Origin of the sequence: Streptomyces sp. NPDC050504 (assembly GCF_044458065.1) — a bacterium.
Taxonomy (GTDB): domain Bacteria; phylum Actinomycetota; class Actinomycetes; order Streptomycetales; family Streptomycetaceae; genus Streptomyces.
Map to the genome: position 1 here is coordinate 275,237 of NZ_JBITHO010000013.1, position 15,453 is coordinate 290,689.

General features: G+C 74.7%; 13 protein-coding genes. 3 read left to right on the forward strand and 10 right to left on the reverse strand.

Annotated elements, in window-relative coordinates:
* Nucleotides 1–87: 87 nt before the first annotated feature.
* The 3 genes from ACIBNE_RS37280 to ACIBNE_RS37290 all read right to left on the reverse strand — a co-directional run bounded on the left by ACIBNE_RS37280 (nucleotide 88) and on the right by ACIBNE_RS37290 (nucleotide 3,072).
* Nucleotides 88–1,374 carry an HRDC domain-containing protein gene (locus ACIBNE_RS37280; protein WP_399279769.1) on the reverse strand — a complete coding sequence of 429 codons (1,287 nt, stop codon included), beginning with the start codon at nucleotides 1,372–1,374 and terminating at the stop codon, nucleotides 88–90.
* 78 nt (nucleotides 1,375–1,452) lie between these two features.
* Complete coding sequence (locus tag ACIBNE_RS37285) at nucleotides 1,453–2,115, reverse strand: LuxR C-terminal-related transcriptional regulator (protein WP_399279771.1); 663 nt, start codon at nucleotides 2,113–2,115, stop codon at nucleotides 1,453–1,455.
* Nucleotides 2,116–2,436: 321 nt separating this feature from the next.
* Nucleotides 2,437–3,072 (reverse strand): DUF3000 domain-containing protein, encoded by a 636-nt coding sequence (locus ACIBNE_RS37290; RefSeq protein ID WP_399279773.1) that lies wholly within the window; start codon nucleotides 3,070–3,072, stop codon nucleotides 2,437–2,439.
* A 91-nt stretch (nucleotides 3,073–3,163) separates the two neighbouring features.
* Between ACIBNE_RS37290 and hemE the strand changes: the two genes are divergently transcribed.
* Nucleotides 3,164–4,231, forward strand: coding sequence for a uroporphyrinogen decarboxylase (gene hemE, locus ACIBNE_RS37295; RefSeq protein WP_399279775.1), 1,068 nt, complete (start codon nucleotides 3,164–3,166; stop codon nucleotides 4,229–4,231).
* 70 nt (nucleotides 4,232–4,301) lie between these two features.
* Here the strand turns inward: hemE and ACIBNE_RS37300 are convergent, their stop codons facing one another.
* Together ACIBNE_RS37300 and ACIBNE_RS37305 are read right to left on the reverse strand one after the other, a co-directional pair.
* Nucleotides 4,302–5,687, reverse strand: coding sequence for an FAD-dependent oxidoreductase (locus ACIBNE_RS37300; RefSeq protein ID WP_399279777.1), 1,386 nt, complete (start codon nucleotides 5,685–5,687; stop codon nucleotides 4,302–4,304).
* A gap of 18 nt (nucleotides 5,688–5,705) precedes the next feature.
* Nucleotides 5,706–6,722 carry a DUF4349 domain-containing protein gene (locus ACIBNE_RS37305; protein WP_399279779.1) on the reverse strand — a complete coding sequence of 339 codons (1,017 nt, stop codon included), beginning with the start codon at nucleotides 6,720–6,722 and terminating at the stop codon, nucleotides 5,706–5,708.
* Nucleotides 6,723–6,863: 141 nt separating this feature from the next.
* Between ACIBNE_RS37305 and hemG the strand changes: the two genes are divergently transcribed.
* Complete coding sequence (gene hemG, locus ACIBNE_RS37310; protein ID WP_399279781.1) at nucleotides 6,864–8,294, forward strand: protoporphyrinogen oxidase; 1,431 nt, start codon at nucleotides 6,864–6,866, stop codon at nucleotides 8,292–8,294.
* A 4-nt stretch (nucleotides 8,295–8,298) separates the two neighbouring features.
* The gene (gene hemQ / locus ACIBNE_RS37315; protein WP_399279783.1) at nucleotides 8,299–9,012 is read left to right on the forward strand and encodes a hydrogen peroxide-dependent heme synthase; all 714 of its coding nucleotides are present in this window, start codon (nucleotides 8,299–8,301) and stop codon (nucleotides 9,010–9,012) included.
* A 39-nt stretch (nucleotides 9,013–9,051) separates the two neighbouring features.
* Here the strand turns inward: hemQ and ACIBNE_RS37320 are convergent, their stop codons facing one another.
* From ACIBNE_RS37320 to ACIBNE_RS37340, 5 genes are all read right to left on the reverse strand, one after another.
* Nucleotides 9,052–10,725: an alpha/beta hydrolase gene (locus ACIBNE_RS37320; protein WP_399279785.1), complete on the reverse strand. Its 1,674-nt coding sequence runs from the start codon at nucleotides 10,723–10,725 to the stop codon at nucleotides 9,052–9,054.
* Nucleotides 10,726–10,871: 146 nt separating this feature from the next.
* On the reverse strand, nucleotides 10,872–11,618 hold the full coding sequence (locus ACIBNE_RS37325) for a TIGR04222 domain-containing membrane protein (RefSeq protein WP_399279786.1): 747 nt from the start codon (nucleotides 11,616–11,618) through the stop codon (nucleotides 10,872–10,874).
* Nucleotides 11,619–11,725: 107 nt separating this feature from the next.
* Nucleotides 11,726–12,520 carry a DUF4142 domain-containing protein gene (locus tag ACIBNE_RS37330; RefSeq protein ID WP_399279787.1) on the reverse strand — a complete coding sequence of 265 codons (795 nt, stop codon included), beginning with the start codon at nucleotides 12,518–12,520 and terminating at the stop codon, nucleotides 11,726–11,728.
* A 154-nt stretch (nucleotides 12,521–12,674) separates the two neighbouring features.
* Entirely contained in the window at nucleotides 12,675–13,700 is a 1,026-nt protein-coding gene (locus ACIBNE_RS37335; protein ID WP_399279789.1) for a TIGR04222 domain-containing membrane protein, read from the reverse strand.
* 7 nt (nucleotides 13,701–13,707) lie between these two features.
* Complete coding sequence (locus tag ACIBNE_RS37340) at nucleotides 13,708–15,363, reverse strand: DUF692 family multinuclear iron-containing protein (RefSeq protein ID WP_399279791.1); 1,656 nt, start codon at nucleotides 15,361–15,363, stop codon at nucleotides 13,708–13,710.
* Nucleotides 15,364–15,453: the final 90 nt, after the last annotated feature.

Here is a 15,453-nt window from a genome sequence, read left to right on the forward strand (position 1 = left end):
CCGCGCGGCGAACGTCACATTCGGGGAGCCGCGGGCTCGCCGGGGCGTCCGGCGCCGACGCCCCGCGCGGCGGCCCGCAGGCCCGCGCTACGCCCCCGGCGCCAGCGCCCCCGCCAGCAGCGGCGCCACCAGCTCGACCTGCCAGGGGCGCGCCCCGTACCCCTCCAGGCGCGCGGCCACCGCCTCGGTGGAGCGGTCCGCGGGAGGCTCCCAGCACACCCGCCGCACCGTGTCCGGCGTGATCAGGTTCTCCTGCGGCAGGTGCAGCTCGTCGGCGAGCGCGGAGACCGCCGCGCGGGCCGCGGAGAGGCGGGCGGCCGCCTCCGGGTCCTTGTCGGCCCAGGCGCGCGGCGGGGGCGGGCCCGCGACCTGCTGGCCGGGCTGGGGGAGCTCCGCGTCGGGGAGGGCCTTCGCCCGGTCCACAGCCGCCTGCCACTGCTCCAGCTGGCGCCGCCCCATGCGGTGGCCGAAGCCGGGCAGTGCCGTCAGGGCGTGGACGTTCGCCGGGACGGCCAGCGCCGCCTCCACGATCGCCGCGTCGCCCAGCACCTTCCCCGGCGAAACGTCACGCCGCTGAGCCGCCTTGTCGCGGGCGTTCCACAGCTCCCGTACGACCGCCATCTGACGGCGCCGCCTGACCTTGTGCATTCCGGACGTCCTGCGCCAGGGGTCCTTGCGGGGCGGCGCGGGCGGGGCGGTGGCGATCGCGTCGAACTCCTGGCGGGCCCACTCCAGCTTGCCCTGGCGGTCCAGCTCCTTCTCCAGGGCGTTGCGGAGGTCGACCAGGAGTTCGACGTCCAGGGCCGCGTAGCGGAGCCAGGGCTCGGGGAGGGGACGGGTCGACCAGTCGACGGCCGAGTGGCCCTTCTCCAGGGCGTAGCCGAGGACGCTCTCCACCATCGCGCCGAGCCCGACGCGCGGGAAGCCCGCGAGGCGGCCCGCCAGCTCGGTGTCGAAGAGGGAGCTCGGCCGCATGCCTATTTCGCGCAGACAGGGCAGGTCCTGCGTCGCGGCGTGCAGGATCCATTCCGTACCGGAGAGCGCGTCGCCGAGCGAGGAGAGGTCGGGGCAGCCGACGGGGTCGACGAGCGCCGAGCCCGCGCCCTCGCGGCGCAGCTGCACGAGGTACGCCTTCTGGCCGTACCGGTAGCCGGACGCGCGCTCCGCGTCGACGGCCACCGGGCCCGTGCCGCGCGCGAAGGCGGCGACGACGGGGGCGAGCGCTTCGGGCGTGTCGACCACGGGAGGGATGCCCTCGCGCGGTTCCAGCAAGGGGATCGGCAGCCCATTGGCCGAGGTGCCGTGGTCGTCCGGGGGAGCGCCCCCGGTGGTTCGCAGTGCTGGTTCGGCTGCGGTCTCTTGGGCGTCGGTCACCTGTCAAGGGTATCTGTGTATGCACGGCGTCCGTCGACGGAACGTTCCGTCGACGGACGCCGCATGAATGTAAATCGGTCAGTGGATGATGCCCGTGCGGAGCGCCACCGCGACCATCCCGGCGCGGTCGCCCGTGCCGAGCTTGCGGGCGATGCGGGCGAGGTGGCTCTTGACCGTGAGGGCCGAGAGTCCCATCGAGACGCCGATGGCCTTGTTCGACTGGCCCTCCGCGACCAGTCGCAGCACCTCGACCTCGCGCCCCGACAGCTCGCGGTAGCCGCCCGGGTGGCTCGGGGAACCCGGAGGGCGGCGGTGCATGCGGGCGGCGGCGGAGCCGATGGGCGCCGCGCCGGGGCGCGTGGGGTGGCCGATATTCGTACGCGTACCAGTGACGACGTAGCCCTTCACGCCGCCCGCGAGGGCGTTGCGCACGGCGCCGATGTCGTCCGCCGCGGACAGGGCGAGGCCGTTGGGCCAGCCCGCGGCTCGGGTCTCGGACAGCAGGGTCAGCCCGGAACCGTCGGGCAGGTGGACGTCGGCAACGCAGATGTCGCGCGGGTTGCCGACGCGGGGGCGTGCCTCCGCGATGGACGACGCCTCGATGACGTCCCGGACTCCGAGCGCCCACAGGTGGCGCGTGACGGTGGAACGGACGCGTGGGTCGGCCACGACGACCATGGCCGTCGGCTTGTTCGGGCGGTAGGCGACCAGGCTTGCGGGCTGCTCAAGAAGAACGGACACCAGGCCTCCTGAGGAAGGTTCTGAACACCGGGGCGGTCCGGCTCGGGGAAGGAATCCGGATCGCACCGTGCGATTGCGGTCATTGACCTCTTCGGCACCAAACCCTCCCGCCTTTAGAGAAAGATCACGATTTGGTGAGTGGAAATTAGGGCGAATAGGACAAGTGATCGGAGAAGGGGTCAGAAAATGCGCACAAGTGGCCGCGAAGCGCATAGCGACGGTCGTGAAGCGCGCGTCGGCGGCCGCATGAGCTGCGACCGCCGACGGGGGTGAGTGGAGGGAAGAAGGAAGCGTGAGCGGGGTGAGGAGGTACTAGAGGTACTAGGGGAGCTGGTGCGGGCCCCTGCGCTGCGGGAGCGTCACCACGGGCGCGTCCACCGGACTCGACGGCGGCAGCCCCGCGATCTGGCACAGCAGGTCGCACCAGGCCGTCAGGTGCGCCGCCGCGTCCGGCACCCCGCCGCGCCCTTCGCGCGGCGTCCAGGACGCCCTGATCTCGATCTGGGTCGCGGGCCTGCGCGCCGAGAGCCCGCCGAAGTAGTGCGAGCTCGCCCGGGTCACCGTGCCGCTCGCCTCGCCGTAACTGAGGCCCCGCGCGTCCAGCGCGCCCGTCAGCCACGACCAGGACACCTCGGGCAGGAGCGGGTCGTTCGCCATCTCCGGCTCCAGTTCCGCCCGCACCAGGGTCACCAGCCGGAAGGTGCCCTGCCACGCGTCGTGGCCCGCCGGGTCGTGCAGCAGGACGAGGCGGCCGTCGGCCAGGTCCTCGTCGCCGTCCACGACCGCGGCCTCCAGCGCGTACGCGTGCGGCGCCAGGCGCTGTGGCGGGCGGGTCGGATCCACCTCCACCTCCGGCCGCAGCCGGGCGGCGCCCAGCGCGTCGACCGCCTTGAGGAAAGCGGGGGGCGCCGACGCGCCGTTCGGATGATCGGAGAACTGTCCCTGAGCCGGAGCCATGCGGGGAAGAGTAGGCGGAACGAGGGCCCGGCGCAGGGAGAGACACCCTGGCCGGGGCCGCCACTTTCGGAGTACGTGCGAAGATTCCGGTGTGAGTGCCAACGAGGGCCCCGGGGGCCGCCAGCAGAGCCAGACGTACGACTCGCCGTTCATGAAGGCGTGCAGGCGTGAGGAGGTGCCGCACACCCCGGTGTGGTTCATGCGGCAGGCGGGGCGCTCGCTCCCCGAGTACCGCAAGGTGCGCGAGGGCACGGCCATGCTGGAGTCCTGCATGCTCCCCGAGCTGGTCACCGAGATCACGCTCCAGCCGGTGCGGCGCCACCACGTCGACGCGGCCATCTACTTCAGCGACATCGTGGTGCCCCTCAAGGCCATCGGCGTCGACCTGGACATCAAGCCCGGCATCGGGCCCGTCGTCGAGAACCCGATCCGCACCCGCGCCGACCTCGCGCAGCTGCGCGACCTGACGCCCGACGACGTCTCCTACGTCACCGAGGCCATCGGCATGCTGACCGCCGAGCTGGGGTCGACCCCGCTCATCGGGTTCGCCGGTGCGCCCTTCACCCTCGCGAGCTACCTCGTCGAGGGCGGTCCGAGCCGCAACCACGAGCACACCAAGGCGCTGATGTACGGCGACCCGCAGCTCTGGGCCGACCTGCTCGACCGCCTCGCCGAGATCACCGCCGCCTTCCTGAAGGTGCAGATCGAGGCGGGGGCGTCCGCCGTGCAGCTCTTCGACTCGTGGGTGGGCGCCCTGGCCCCCGCCGACTACCGCCGCTCGGTGATGCCCGCGTCCACGAAGGTGTTCGACGCGGTGGCGGAGTACGGCGTGCCGCGCATCCACTTCGGCGTCGGCACCGGCGAGCTGCTGGGCCTCATGGGCGAGGCGGGCGCGGACGTCGTCGGCGTCGACTGGCGCGTGCCGCTGGACGAGGCCGCCCGCCGCGTCGGCCCCGGCAAGGCGCTCCAGGGCAACCTCGACCCGGCCGTCCTCTTCTCGTCGCGCGAGGCCGTCGAGACGAAGACCCGCGAGGTGCTGGACGCGGCCGCGGGCCTGGAGGGCCACGTCTTCAACCTCGGCCACGGCGTGCTGCCGACCACCGACCCGGACGCCCTGACGCGCCTGGTCGAGTACGTCCACACGCAGACCGCGCGCTGATTTCGCGACGAACGCACGGCCCCGCTCCCCGCCCGGGGAGCGGGGCCGTCCCGTACCCGGCACCAGGCCGTCAGTACCCCGCCTTCGCGACCGCCGCCGTCGCCTTGCGGGCCGCGACCAGGACCGGGTCCCACACCGGGGAGAACGGCGGGGCGTACCCCAGGTCGAGCGCCGTCATCTGCTCCACCGTCATCCGCGCCGTGAGCGCCACCGCCGCCACGTCCACGCGCTTGCCCGCGCCCTCCCGGCCCACGATCTGCACCCCGAGCAGCCGGCCCGTGCGGCGCTCGGCGAGCATCTTCACCGTCATCGGGGCCGCGCCCGGGTAGTAGCCCGCGCGGCTCGTCGACTCGATCGTCGCCGTCACGTACCGCAGGCCCACCGCCCGCGCGTCCTTCTCGCGCAGGCCCGTGCGCGCGATCTCCAGGTCGCAGACCTTGCTGACGGCCGTGCCCACCACGCCGGGGAACGTCGCGTAGCCGCCGCCCACGCCCGAGCCGATGACCTGGCCGTGCTTGTTGGCGTGCGTGCCCAGCGGGACGTGCCGCAGCGTGCCCGACACCAGGTCGAGCACCTCCACGCAGTCGCCGCCCGCCCAGACGTTCTCGTGGCCCCGCACCCGCATCGCCAGGTCCGTGAGCAGGCCGCCGGACGCGCCGAGCGGCAGCCCCGCCCCGCGGGCCAGCTCCGTCTCCGGGGTGACGCCGATGCCCAGCACCACCACGTCGGCCGGATAGGTCCCGTCCTCGGTGGCCACCGCGCTCACCCGGCCGTCCTCACCGGTCAGGACCTTGGTGACCTCGGCCCCGCCGACCGTGGTGACGCCCATCCCGTTCATCGCCCCGTGCACCAGCGCGCCCATGTCGGGGTCGAGCGTGGACATCGGCTGTTCGCCCCGGTTGAGCACCGTCACCCCGAAGCCCCGGTTCACCAGCGCCTCGGCCATCTCGACGCCGATGTACCCCGCGCCGACCACCACCGCCCTGCGCCCCCGCGCCGCGTCGAGGGACGCGATCAGCGCCTCGCCGTCGGCCAGGTTCTGCACCCCGTGCACGCCCGGCGCGTCGATCCCGGGCAGCGGCGGGCGCACGGGACGCGCGCCGGTCGCGATCACCAGCTTGTCGTAGCCGGTCCAGCCCTCGTCCCCCGACTCCAGGTCGCGGGCGCGCACCCGCTGGCGTGCCGTGTCCAGCTCCAGGACCTCGGTGCGCGTCCTGAGGTCGATGGCGCGGGCGCGGTGCTCGTCGGGCGTACGGGCGATCAGCTCGTCGCGCCCCGCGACGTCGCCGCCGACCCAGTACGGGATGCCGCAGGCGGAGTACGAGGTGAAGCGCGAGCGCTCGAAGGCGACGATCTCCAGCTCGTCGGGGCCCTTCAGCCTGCGGGCCTGCGACGCGGCGGACATGCCCGCCGCGTCGCCGCCGATGACGACCAGTCGTTCCTTTGTTCCAGCCATGCCGCCACGCTAGGCGAATCAGCCCCGGTCCGGGCGCCCTTCGCCCTCGCCCCCACCGCTCTCGTCGCCGCCGTCACCGCCCTCGTGGGAGCCCGGGAACGGGGGGAACGCGGGAGGCGCGGAGACGAACGGCTCGGGCGTACGGCGCGGCAGCCGCGGCCTGACCAGCCACCGCCACACCGCGTACAGCGCCGCGAGCGCCGCCAGGAACGGCGCGGCCGCCGCCAGGACCACCACGATCCACCGCAGCGCCGTCACGAACGCGCCCCAGCCGCCCGCGAGCGCGTCCAGGAACCCGGGTCCGTCGTCGTCCCCGCCCTTCCCCTCCCGCTCGCTCTCCGACAGCTCCAGCGTGATCGTCGAGAACGTCGTCCGGTCCTTCAACGACGCCTGCTGGGCCAGCAGCGACTCCAGCGCGGCCTCGCGCGAGGACAGCTCGCCCTCCAGCTGGACCACGTCCGCGATCCGCACCGCCCTGGCCATCAGCGCCCGCACCCGCGCCACGCTGGCCCGCTGGGTGGCGATCCGGCTCTCCACGTCCACGACCTGGCTGGTCACGTCCGTGGCGTTGGACGAGCGGGAGACCAGCCTGCCCGCGCCCGCCAGCTCGGCGAGCACCGCGTCGTACCGCTCCTGCGGCACCCGCAGCACCAGCGTCGAGCGCACCGCGCCCTCCGCGCCCCCCTCCTCGGCGCGGTCGGTGTTCTCGCTGCCGACGTGGCCGCCCGCGCGCTCGACCGCCGCACGGGCCGCCGCCAGCGCCTTCGTGGTGCTCTTCACCTGAAGGGAGACGGTGGCCGTACGGACGATGTGCGTGCCCTTGGGCAGCGGCACCCGCTTGGCGTCCTTCGCGCCGCCCTTCCCGGACGGGGCCTTGGCGTCGGCCTCCGCGCCCGGCTCCGCGTAGCCGGGACCGGCCTCCCTGCCCGCCCCGGCGGACTTGGCGTTGGCGCCGGAGTCGGACGACGCGCCGCACCCCGCGAGGGCAAGCGTGGACGCGAGCAGGACGGTCGCAACTGCCTTGCCTTTGTGCATGAGTCGGCCCCCGATGGTGGGTCGTTCGATGGTGCCGGTTTGACGAACGGGGTACGGGGGCGGGTTGCCGTTCCCCGGTTCCGAAGAGGACCCGAAGCGGTCACGGTCGGGACTCGGCGCGGGATTTGAGAGAGTGGAGACATGAACGCGCACACACGTACGGAGCACGTCGTCGTCATCGGCGGCGGAATCGCCGGACTCGCCGCCGCGCACCGGCTGGTGACGGCCGGCGCGCGCGTGACGCTCCTGGAGGCCACCGACCGGCTCGGCGGCAAGCTGCACGCGGGCGAGATCGCGGGCGCCCCCGTCGACCTCGGCGCCGAGTCGATGCTGGCCCGCCGCCCCGAGGCGGTCGGCCTGGCCCGCGCCGTCGGCATCGGCGACGCGCTCCAGCCGCCCGCCACCGCGTCCGCCGCCCTGTGGAACAGGGGCCGCCTCACGCCCATGCCCAAGGGCCACGTGATGGGCGTCCCCGGCGACCCGGCCGCCCTCGGCGACGTGCTCTCGCCCGATGCCCTGCGCCGCATCGCCGACGAGCCGGGCCTCGCGCCCACCGACGTCGGCGACGACGTCGCCCTCGGCGAGTACGTCGCCTCCCGCATGGGCCGCGAGGTCGTCGACCGCCTCGTCGAGCCCCTGCTCGGCGGCGTCTACGCGGGCGACGTCTACCGCACCTCGATGCGCTCCGCGGTCCCCGCGCTCTACGAGGCCGTACGCGCCCACGGCACCCTCTCCGGGGCCGTCGCCGCCATCCAGAGCCGCACCCCCGCCGCGGGCGGCCCCGTCTTCGCGGGCATCGAGGGCGGCATCGGCACCCTCCCGGGGGCCGTGGCCCGCGCCGTACGCGCCGACGGCGGCGAGATCCTCACCGGGACGCCCGTCCTGGGCCTGGCCCGCACCGCCACCGGCTGGGAGGTCCGCACCGACAGCCGCACCGTCGCCGCCGACGCGGTCGTCCTCGCCACCCCCGCCCGGTCGGCCTCCGCGCTGCTCGCCGCCGAGTCCCCGGCGGCGGCCGCCGAGCTGTCCTCGGTGGAGTACGCGTCGATGACCCTGGTCACCATGGCCTTCCGGCGCGCCGACCTGGCCGGCACGCCCCTGCTGGACGGCGGCTCGGGCTTCCTCGTGCCGCCCGTCGACGGCCGCACCATCAAGGCGTCCACGTTCTCCACCCGCAAGTGGGGCTGGGTCGACAGGTCGGCCCCCGACCTCTTCGTGCTGCGCACCTCGCTGGGGCGCTACGGCGAGGACGAGCACCTGCACCGCGAGGACGCCGACCTGGTCGCCGTCTCCCTCGCGGACCTCGGCGCCGCCACCGGCCTCGCCGCGAAGCCCGTGGCGACCGAGGTGACCCGCTGGATCGGCGGCCTGCCGCAGTACCCGGTGGGCCACGGGGCCCGCGTCGCCCGCGTCAGGGAAGCCATCGCCAAGCTGCCGGGACTGCGGGTCTGCGGGGCCGCGTACGACGGCGTCGGCATCCCCGCCTGCGTCGCGAGCGCGACCCGCGCGGCCGACGAGATCATCGCCACGTCGACCCTGGTGCAGGGCACCCAGAACGACACGGGACAATAGCCGTATGACTGCACCGGAAAAGATCCCCAACGCGGGGAAGAAGGCGAAGGACCTCAACGAGGTCATTCGCTACACCCTGTGGTCCGTCTTCAAGCTGAAGGACGTTCTCCCCGAGAACCGTTCCGGCTTCGCCGACGAGGTCCAGGAGCTTTTCGACCAGCTCGCCGCCAAGGACATCACCGTCCGCGGCACCTACGACCTGTCCGGGCTGCGCGCCGACGCGGACGTCATGATCTGGTGGCACGCCGAGACCAGTGACGAGCTGCAGACCGCGTACAACCTGTTCCGCCGCACCAAGCTGGGCCGCGCCCTGGAGCCGGTGTGGTCGAACATGGCGCTGCACCGGCCCGCCGAGTTCAACAAGTCGCACATCCCGGCGTTCCTCGCCGACGAGACCCCCCGCGACTACGTCTCGGTCTACCCCTTCGTACGCTCCTACGACTGGTACCTGCTGCCGGACGAGGACCGTCGCCGCATGCTCGCCGACCACGGCAAGATGGCCCGCGGCTACCCCGACGTCCGCGCCAACACCGTCGCCTCGTTCTCGCTGGGCGACTACGAGTGGCTGCTGGCGTTCGAGGCCGACGAGCTGTACCGGATCGTCGACCTCATGCGCCACCTGCGCGCCTCCGAGGCCCGCATGCACGTCCGCGAGGAGGTGCCCTTCTACACCGGGCGCCGCAAGTCGCTGGCAGACCTGGTGGCCGGGCTCGCGTAACAGCCGCTACGCGAATCCGGCCACCCACAACCCGGAAGATCAGACGACGGGCACGCGCTCAGGCAATGCGGCCCGCCGGTCCAGCGACACCGGGTTCGGCTCCGGGTGCGGCGCGCACGACGCGCGCCGCACCGGCGTCCGCCCCGTCAGCAGGTAGTCCTCCAGATGCTTGTTGACACAGGCGTTGCTGCCGCCGCCGATGCCGTGCGTACCGGCGTCCCGCTCCGTGACCAGCACCGAGCCCGGCAGCCTCTTCTGCAACTCCAGCGCCCCCTGGTACGGGGTCGCCGCGTCCCGCTCCGCCGCCAGGATCAGCGTCGGCGGCAGCGCCCCCTTCGCGACCCTGACGTCGACCGGCTCCTGCCGGGGCTCCGACCAGTAGGCGCACGGCAGGTTCATCCAGGCGTTGTCCCACGTCTCGAACGGCGCGACCTGCGCGATCTGCGTGTTGTCGCGGTCCCAGACCTTCCAGTCCGTCGGCCACGGCGCGTCGTTGCACTGCACCGCCGTGTAGACCGCGTTGCCGTTCTCGTCGTCCCACGCCGCCTCGGGGTGCGGCGCCGCCTGCGAGATCAGCGGCCGCGGGTTCCCCTTCAGGTACTCGCTCAGCGCCGTCGCCCGCATCGCCCAGTAGTCGTCGTAGTACCCCGCCCGCAGGAACGCCGCCTGGAGCTGCGCGGGACCCACCTTGCCGCCCGCCGGCTCGTGCGCGAGGCGCGCCCGCACCCGCTCGTAGCTGTCCCCGACCTCGTCGGCCGTCGTGCCCAGGTGGTAGACGTCGTCGTGCTTGGCGACCCAGGTCCTGAAGTCCTCCCAGCGGCTCTCGAACGCCAGCGACTGGTCGAGGTTGCTGCGGTACCAGATCTGCCGCGGATCGGGGTTGACCGCCGAGTCGAAGACCATGCGCCGCACGTGCGAGGGGAACATCGACGCGTACAGCGCCCCGAAGTACGTCCCGTAGGACGCGCCCATGAACGTCAGCTTCCGCTCCCCGAGCGCCGCCCGCAGCACCTCCAGGTCCCGGGCGTTGTTCAGCGAGGTGTAGTGCCGCAGCCGCTCCCCGCCGTTCCTGGCGCAGCCCCGCGCGTACGCCTTCGCCTGCGCGATGCGCTCCATCTTGTACGACTCGGAGGGGTGCACCGGGGACTGCGTGGGCGCCTTGGCGAAGTCGGCCGGGTCCTGGCAGGACAGCGGGGCCGAGCGGCCGACGCCGCGCGGCGCGTACCCCACGACGTCGTACGCCTGCGCGATCCCCTTCCACTCGGCGAGCTCCGCGACGAACGGGAACGCCATCGAGGAGGCGCCGGGGCCGCCCGGGTTGTAGACGAACGCGCCCTGCCGCTCCTCGGGCGCGCCGCCCGCCCGCACCCGGCTCACCGTCAGGTCGATCTGCTTGCCGCCGGGGTGCGCGTAGTCGAGCGGGACCCGGACCGTGCCGCAGGTGATGGGGGAGGGCAGCTGCTCCTCGTCGGGGCAGGCGCCGAAGCGGATCCCCGCGGCGGCCGCCCGGCGCGCGGCGAGCGCGGTGCCCCTGGCCTCCGCGGTCGCCGTGTCCCCGGCCTGCGCCGCCACGACGTCCCGGAGCTCGGCGGCAGCGGCGCCCCTGGCGCGGGCCGACGCGTCGTGGCCGTCCACACCGCTGGCGGACGAGACGGCGAGAGTGGACAGGACCAGCGATCCGGCGACGGCTCCGTACAGCGCTACTGCTCTCACGCGCGTTCCCTTCACAGACGTGGCGACTGACGCGACTGACCGAAGGGGCATGATCGGCGCGGCAGTTGGGGTTGTAAAGCACCGATGCCGGGTGTCGTCGGCAATGACCCCTATGCGTCCGTACGGAAACGCGTGTGCCCCTGCGGTCAGCGGCCCCGGTGCGTGAGCGCGGCCCGCAGCTCCGGGTCGTCGACCCCGCTCGCCCCGCGCATCGCGACGGCGGCCAGCGAGCCCCGCTCGGCCCGCAGCGAGGCGAGCAGCCGCTGGCCGTCGGGCGAGGCCCACCGCGTGTACGGATAGATCTCGATCCGCGCGATGACCAGACAGCCCAGCGACAGCAGCAGCGGCAGCGAGAACCAGGCCACGATCACCGCGGGCAGCACGGGGCGCTCGTGCGGCATCAGCAGCGACACCGTCCCGAGCGCGGCCGTCAGCACGGCGGCGGCGCGCACCGCCCGCACCCCGGCCGCCACGCCCGTCCGGGAGGCGGACGGCACGGCGAGCCCGGCGGCCACCAGGCGGTCGGCGAGCGAGCGCACGGCGTCGGCCGCCGCGGTCGCGGTGCGGGTCGCCGCGGTCGGCGCCTGCCCGGTGGGGCCTATCGCCCCGATCACGGCGCGCTCGTGGTCGTCGCCGCCCTCCGGGTCGACGACGGTCGCCCAGCCGGTGTGGGCGAGCAGCAGCCGTCTTCGGCGGTGCATCGAGACCAGCGTCAGCTCGGCGACGCGGTGCGGCCCGCCGGCCAGGAACGCCGTCTCGTACAGGTTCAGTTCGCGCTCGACCGTGCCGCGCGCGGTGCCGGTGCGGGCGGCGTCGACGGCGGCGAGGCAGAGGCGGGCGCAGGCGAGGGCGGACGCGACGCAGGCGATCAGCAGGAAGAGGACCCAGAACATGGAGGGGTTCTACGGGACCGGTCGCCCCCGGCGCTACGGGGTTTCCGGATTCCGGACGGATCTACGGGGAACGGATGCGCGGATGTCCGGACATCGGGGCGGGCGGCTCAGCCGGTCGGGTTGGCGCGGGACGCCGCGGGCGGCAGCGGGAACGTGGGGGAGGGGGTGACCGGGGTCGCGGGGCGCGGCGTGCGGCCCGCCGCGGGCGGCGGCGGCCCCGAGGGGCTGGCGGTCGCCGTCGCCGCCCGGCCCTCGGCGATCGCGTCGAAGTCCACCTGGCCCGTGGCCTCCAGGACCTGGATGTGGTCGAGGACGGTCGCGTTGGTGAGGTCGGCCAGCGAGCGGACCAGGGCGTTGCGGGTGTTCGCGCGGACGTCGGCGACCAGGGCGAAGACCTTGCCGTGCGCGACGCGCAGCAGGTTCGCGAACTTCCGCTCGTACTCCGAGCCGCGCGCCGCCGTCAGCTCGCGCAGCCAGCCCTGCTGCTGGACGTTGGGCTGGTTGGGCAGTTCGAGCCCCAGCTGGGCCGCGACCTCCCGCACCCGCGCGTCGAGGACCGTGTGCCCCTCGACCAGGTGTTCCCCCGCGACCTTCACCGCCTTGGTGGGCGCGCGGCCGACGGCCTGCTGCCCGGCGGGCAGCTCCCAGAGGCCCGCCAGCCGCACGCGGACCAGGAAGTCGCGGTCGGACGCGGAGAGCGGGCCCCACTGGGTGGGTACGGAACCGGCTCTGAGGTTGGCCTGGCCGGTGCCGGAGCGGTCCGCGTACGACCAGAGGGGGAAGAGGAGCGCCGCGAGGGTCGCGACGAGCGCGACGACGATCAGGCCGGTGCCGCTGAGGACGGAGGACCGGGGGGCGGCGGACGGCCGGGCGGGGGAGCGGGTGGGGGTGAGGGTGCGCATGATGCCTCCTTGCGGCACCGCACGCTAGGACGGTCGCGCGTGATCCCGCGGAGGTTCCGGCGAAGTACGGCGGCGGGGCGGCGCGGTTGATAGGTTGCCGCCCCGCCGCCGGGGGCACCGGCGCGGGGCCGTACGGGAGCCGGGAGCCGCCCGGTCAGCTGCCGCCCCCACCGCCGCAGCCCCCGCCGCCGCCTCCACCGCCCCCGCAGCTGCTGCCGCCTCCGCTCCCGCCGCAGCCACCGCCCCCGCCGCTGCAACTACCGCCTCCGCCGCCTGAGCAGCCGCCGCCTCCACCGCCCCCGCCTCCGCTCGCGCCGCCGCAACCGCCGCCCCCGCCGCCGGGCGCCGTGCCCGCGCACCAGGTGACCGGCAGGATCAGGGGCGGAGTCAGGGGGTGCACGAGCGACGGGGCCCGGCGGGGCCGGGGCGGCGCCGACAGCCTCGCCGCCTCGATCAGCTGCGCCCTGAGCACCGGGTCGGGCACCGCGCGCAGCCCCAGCACGGCGACGAGGTGCGCCGGATCGGTGCGGTACGGGTTGTCCTGCCGGTACTGCCCGGCCGCGCGCCGCCCGGCCGGGGTGACGCGCGAGGTGGTCCTGATCCCGTTGTAGAAGCCCAGCACCACGCCCCCGATCAGGGCGGGCAACACCGTCAGCACGAAGGGCGTCGGGCGGTCGTAGGAGGACGAGGCCAGTTGGTCGGTGACCGTCAGCACGACGCAGAGGGGGACGGCCAGGAACGAGAGCAGGACCTGGGCGAGTGACCACAGGCGCAGCTTCTTGACGGACTCGGGCGGCGCCATGAGGCCGCGCGCCGCGAGGCCGTCGCCGACCTCCTGGACGGCCGGATGGCGCATGGCGCCCAGGCGCAGCGCGTGCAGCGCGCCGTGCGGGGCGGTGGCCAGCTCGTCCAGCACGGCCCGCTCCACCTGGTCGTGGGCGACGGACGCGCGGGCGCTCACGATGCCGGGGCCGCCGACCGCCAGGCGCCCGTCGGAGCACATCGCGGTGAGCGCGCAGTCCACGGTCCTGGCGGGGCCCCCGTTCAGGAACGCCGCCTCCGCGGTGTCGTGCACGGGCCCGCCGGGGCCGCGCAGCGCGCTGTTCACACTGAGCGTCAGCGCGGCGCACGAGCCGATCTCGGCGAGCCAGATCAGGATGCCGAGGCCGTTGTCGGACATGGGCGGCTCACTTTCCGGAGAACACGGTGCGGACCGCTCGGGCGAGCCTGCTCGCCCGGCTCGGCGGGCGCGGCGCCGCCCGCTCCTCCCACCAGAGGGTCAGCGCGCGGCGCGCGGCCGGGTCGGCGGGGCGGTCCGCGATGAGCAGGCTCTCCGCGAAGTTCAGGGCGTCGCGGCGGTAGCCGGACGTCATGGGGCGGCCCTTGGCGTACGCGAGGAACGCGGCGCGGTAGCCGTCGCCCAGGATCCCGGGCAGCTCGGGGGCGACCTTCGCCACGACGCCCGCGCGCTTGGCGGTGAGCGCGCGGGACTGCACGGCGAGCCGGGCGCGGTCGAAGCCGTCGGGGGCCGGGGTGCCCGCGACGAGCGCGGAGAGCAGGGCGGTCTGCGCGAGCGCGAGGCGGTCGCGGGCGGTGTCGGTGTTGGTGTCGGTGGTGGTGGTGGTGTTGGTGGCGTCGGAGGTGCCGGAGGCATCGGCCGCGCTGGTGGTGCCTGCCGTGCTGCCCGTGCCTGCCGTGCCTTCCGTGCCTGCCGTGCTGTCCGTGCCGGTCGGGGCGGGCCCCGCGTCCCGCGCGGGCTCCCGTCCCACCCGCTCGGCGTGCGGGTCGTGCGTCGGCCGCGGCGCCGTCAGGAGCGTGCCCGAGCTGGACGCCGGGTGCAGCAGGGGCGCCTCCCCCGCGCCCCGCGTCGGTACCGCGGGCGCCCGGTGCGCGGTCGCCCGCAGCGCCGCGGGGGCCCGCAGCGGGACGCCGGTCCCCGCGCCGCCCCACAGCTGCGGGCCGTCGGCGGCGCCGGGCCGCCCGTCCGGGACGCGGACCCGGGGCGCGGCGGACGAGCGGGCCAGCGTCGCGCGGATCGCGTCCAGCTCGTCGGCCAGCTCCTCGCCGGACGGGAAGTCGTCGTCGCGCTCCAGGAGCACCCCGGGCGGGTCCACCCGCGAGCGCAGTTCGGCCAGCACGTCCAGGACGGGCCGCGGCACCGGGTGGGCGTGCGTGTCGTGCCAGACGCCGTCGCGCTCCACCCCGCCCGCCACGTGCACGTACGCGATGGCCTCCACCGGCAGTTCGTCCAGCGCGTGCGCCGGGTCCTCGCCCCGGTTCACGTGGTTGGTGTGCAGGTTCGCCACGTCGATCAGCAGCCGTACGCCGGTCCGCTCCACCAGCTCCGCCAGGAACTGGCCCTCGGTCAGCTCCTCGTCCGGCCAGTTGATCAGCGCCGCGATGTTCTCCAGCGCCAGCGGCACGGGCAGCGAGTCCTGCGCGATCCTGACGTTCTCGCAGAGCACCCGCAGCGCGTCCCGCGTGCGCGGCACCGGCAGCAGGTGGCCCGCCTCGATCACCGTGGACGCGGTGCGCGCGCCCCCGGCCCGTACGAACGCGATGTGCTCGGTGACCAGCGGCGCGCCCAGCGTCTCGACCCGCGCCGCCAGGTCCGCGAGGCGGCCCGCGTCCGGCCGGTCCGCGCCGCCCAGGCCCAGCGACACCCCGTGCGGAACCACCTTCGTCCCGCGCGCGAGCAGCCGTTCCAACGACGCCGGGAGGTGGCCGGGGCAGATGTTCTCCGCGACCGTCTCCACCCAGTCGACGCCCGGCAGCGCCTCCACGGCGTCCGCGATCTCCGGCCGCCAGCCGATGCCGATGCCGAGCTTCACGTTCCGTTCCATGTCAGTCCCCCATTGCCGGCACGCAACCGTGTCGAGCCGTTCCCGCTGTCCCGTCGTCCGTCGTCCCGTGTTGAAGGACATGACCCCCGG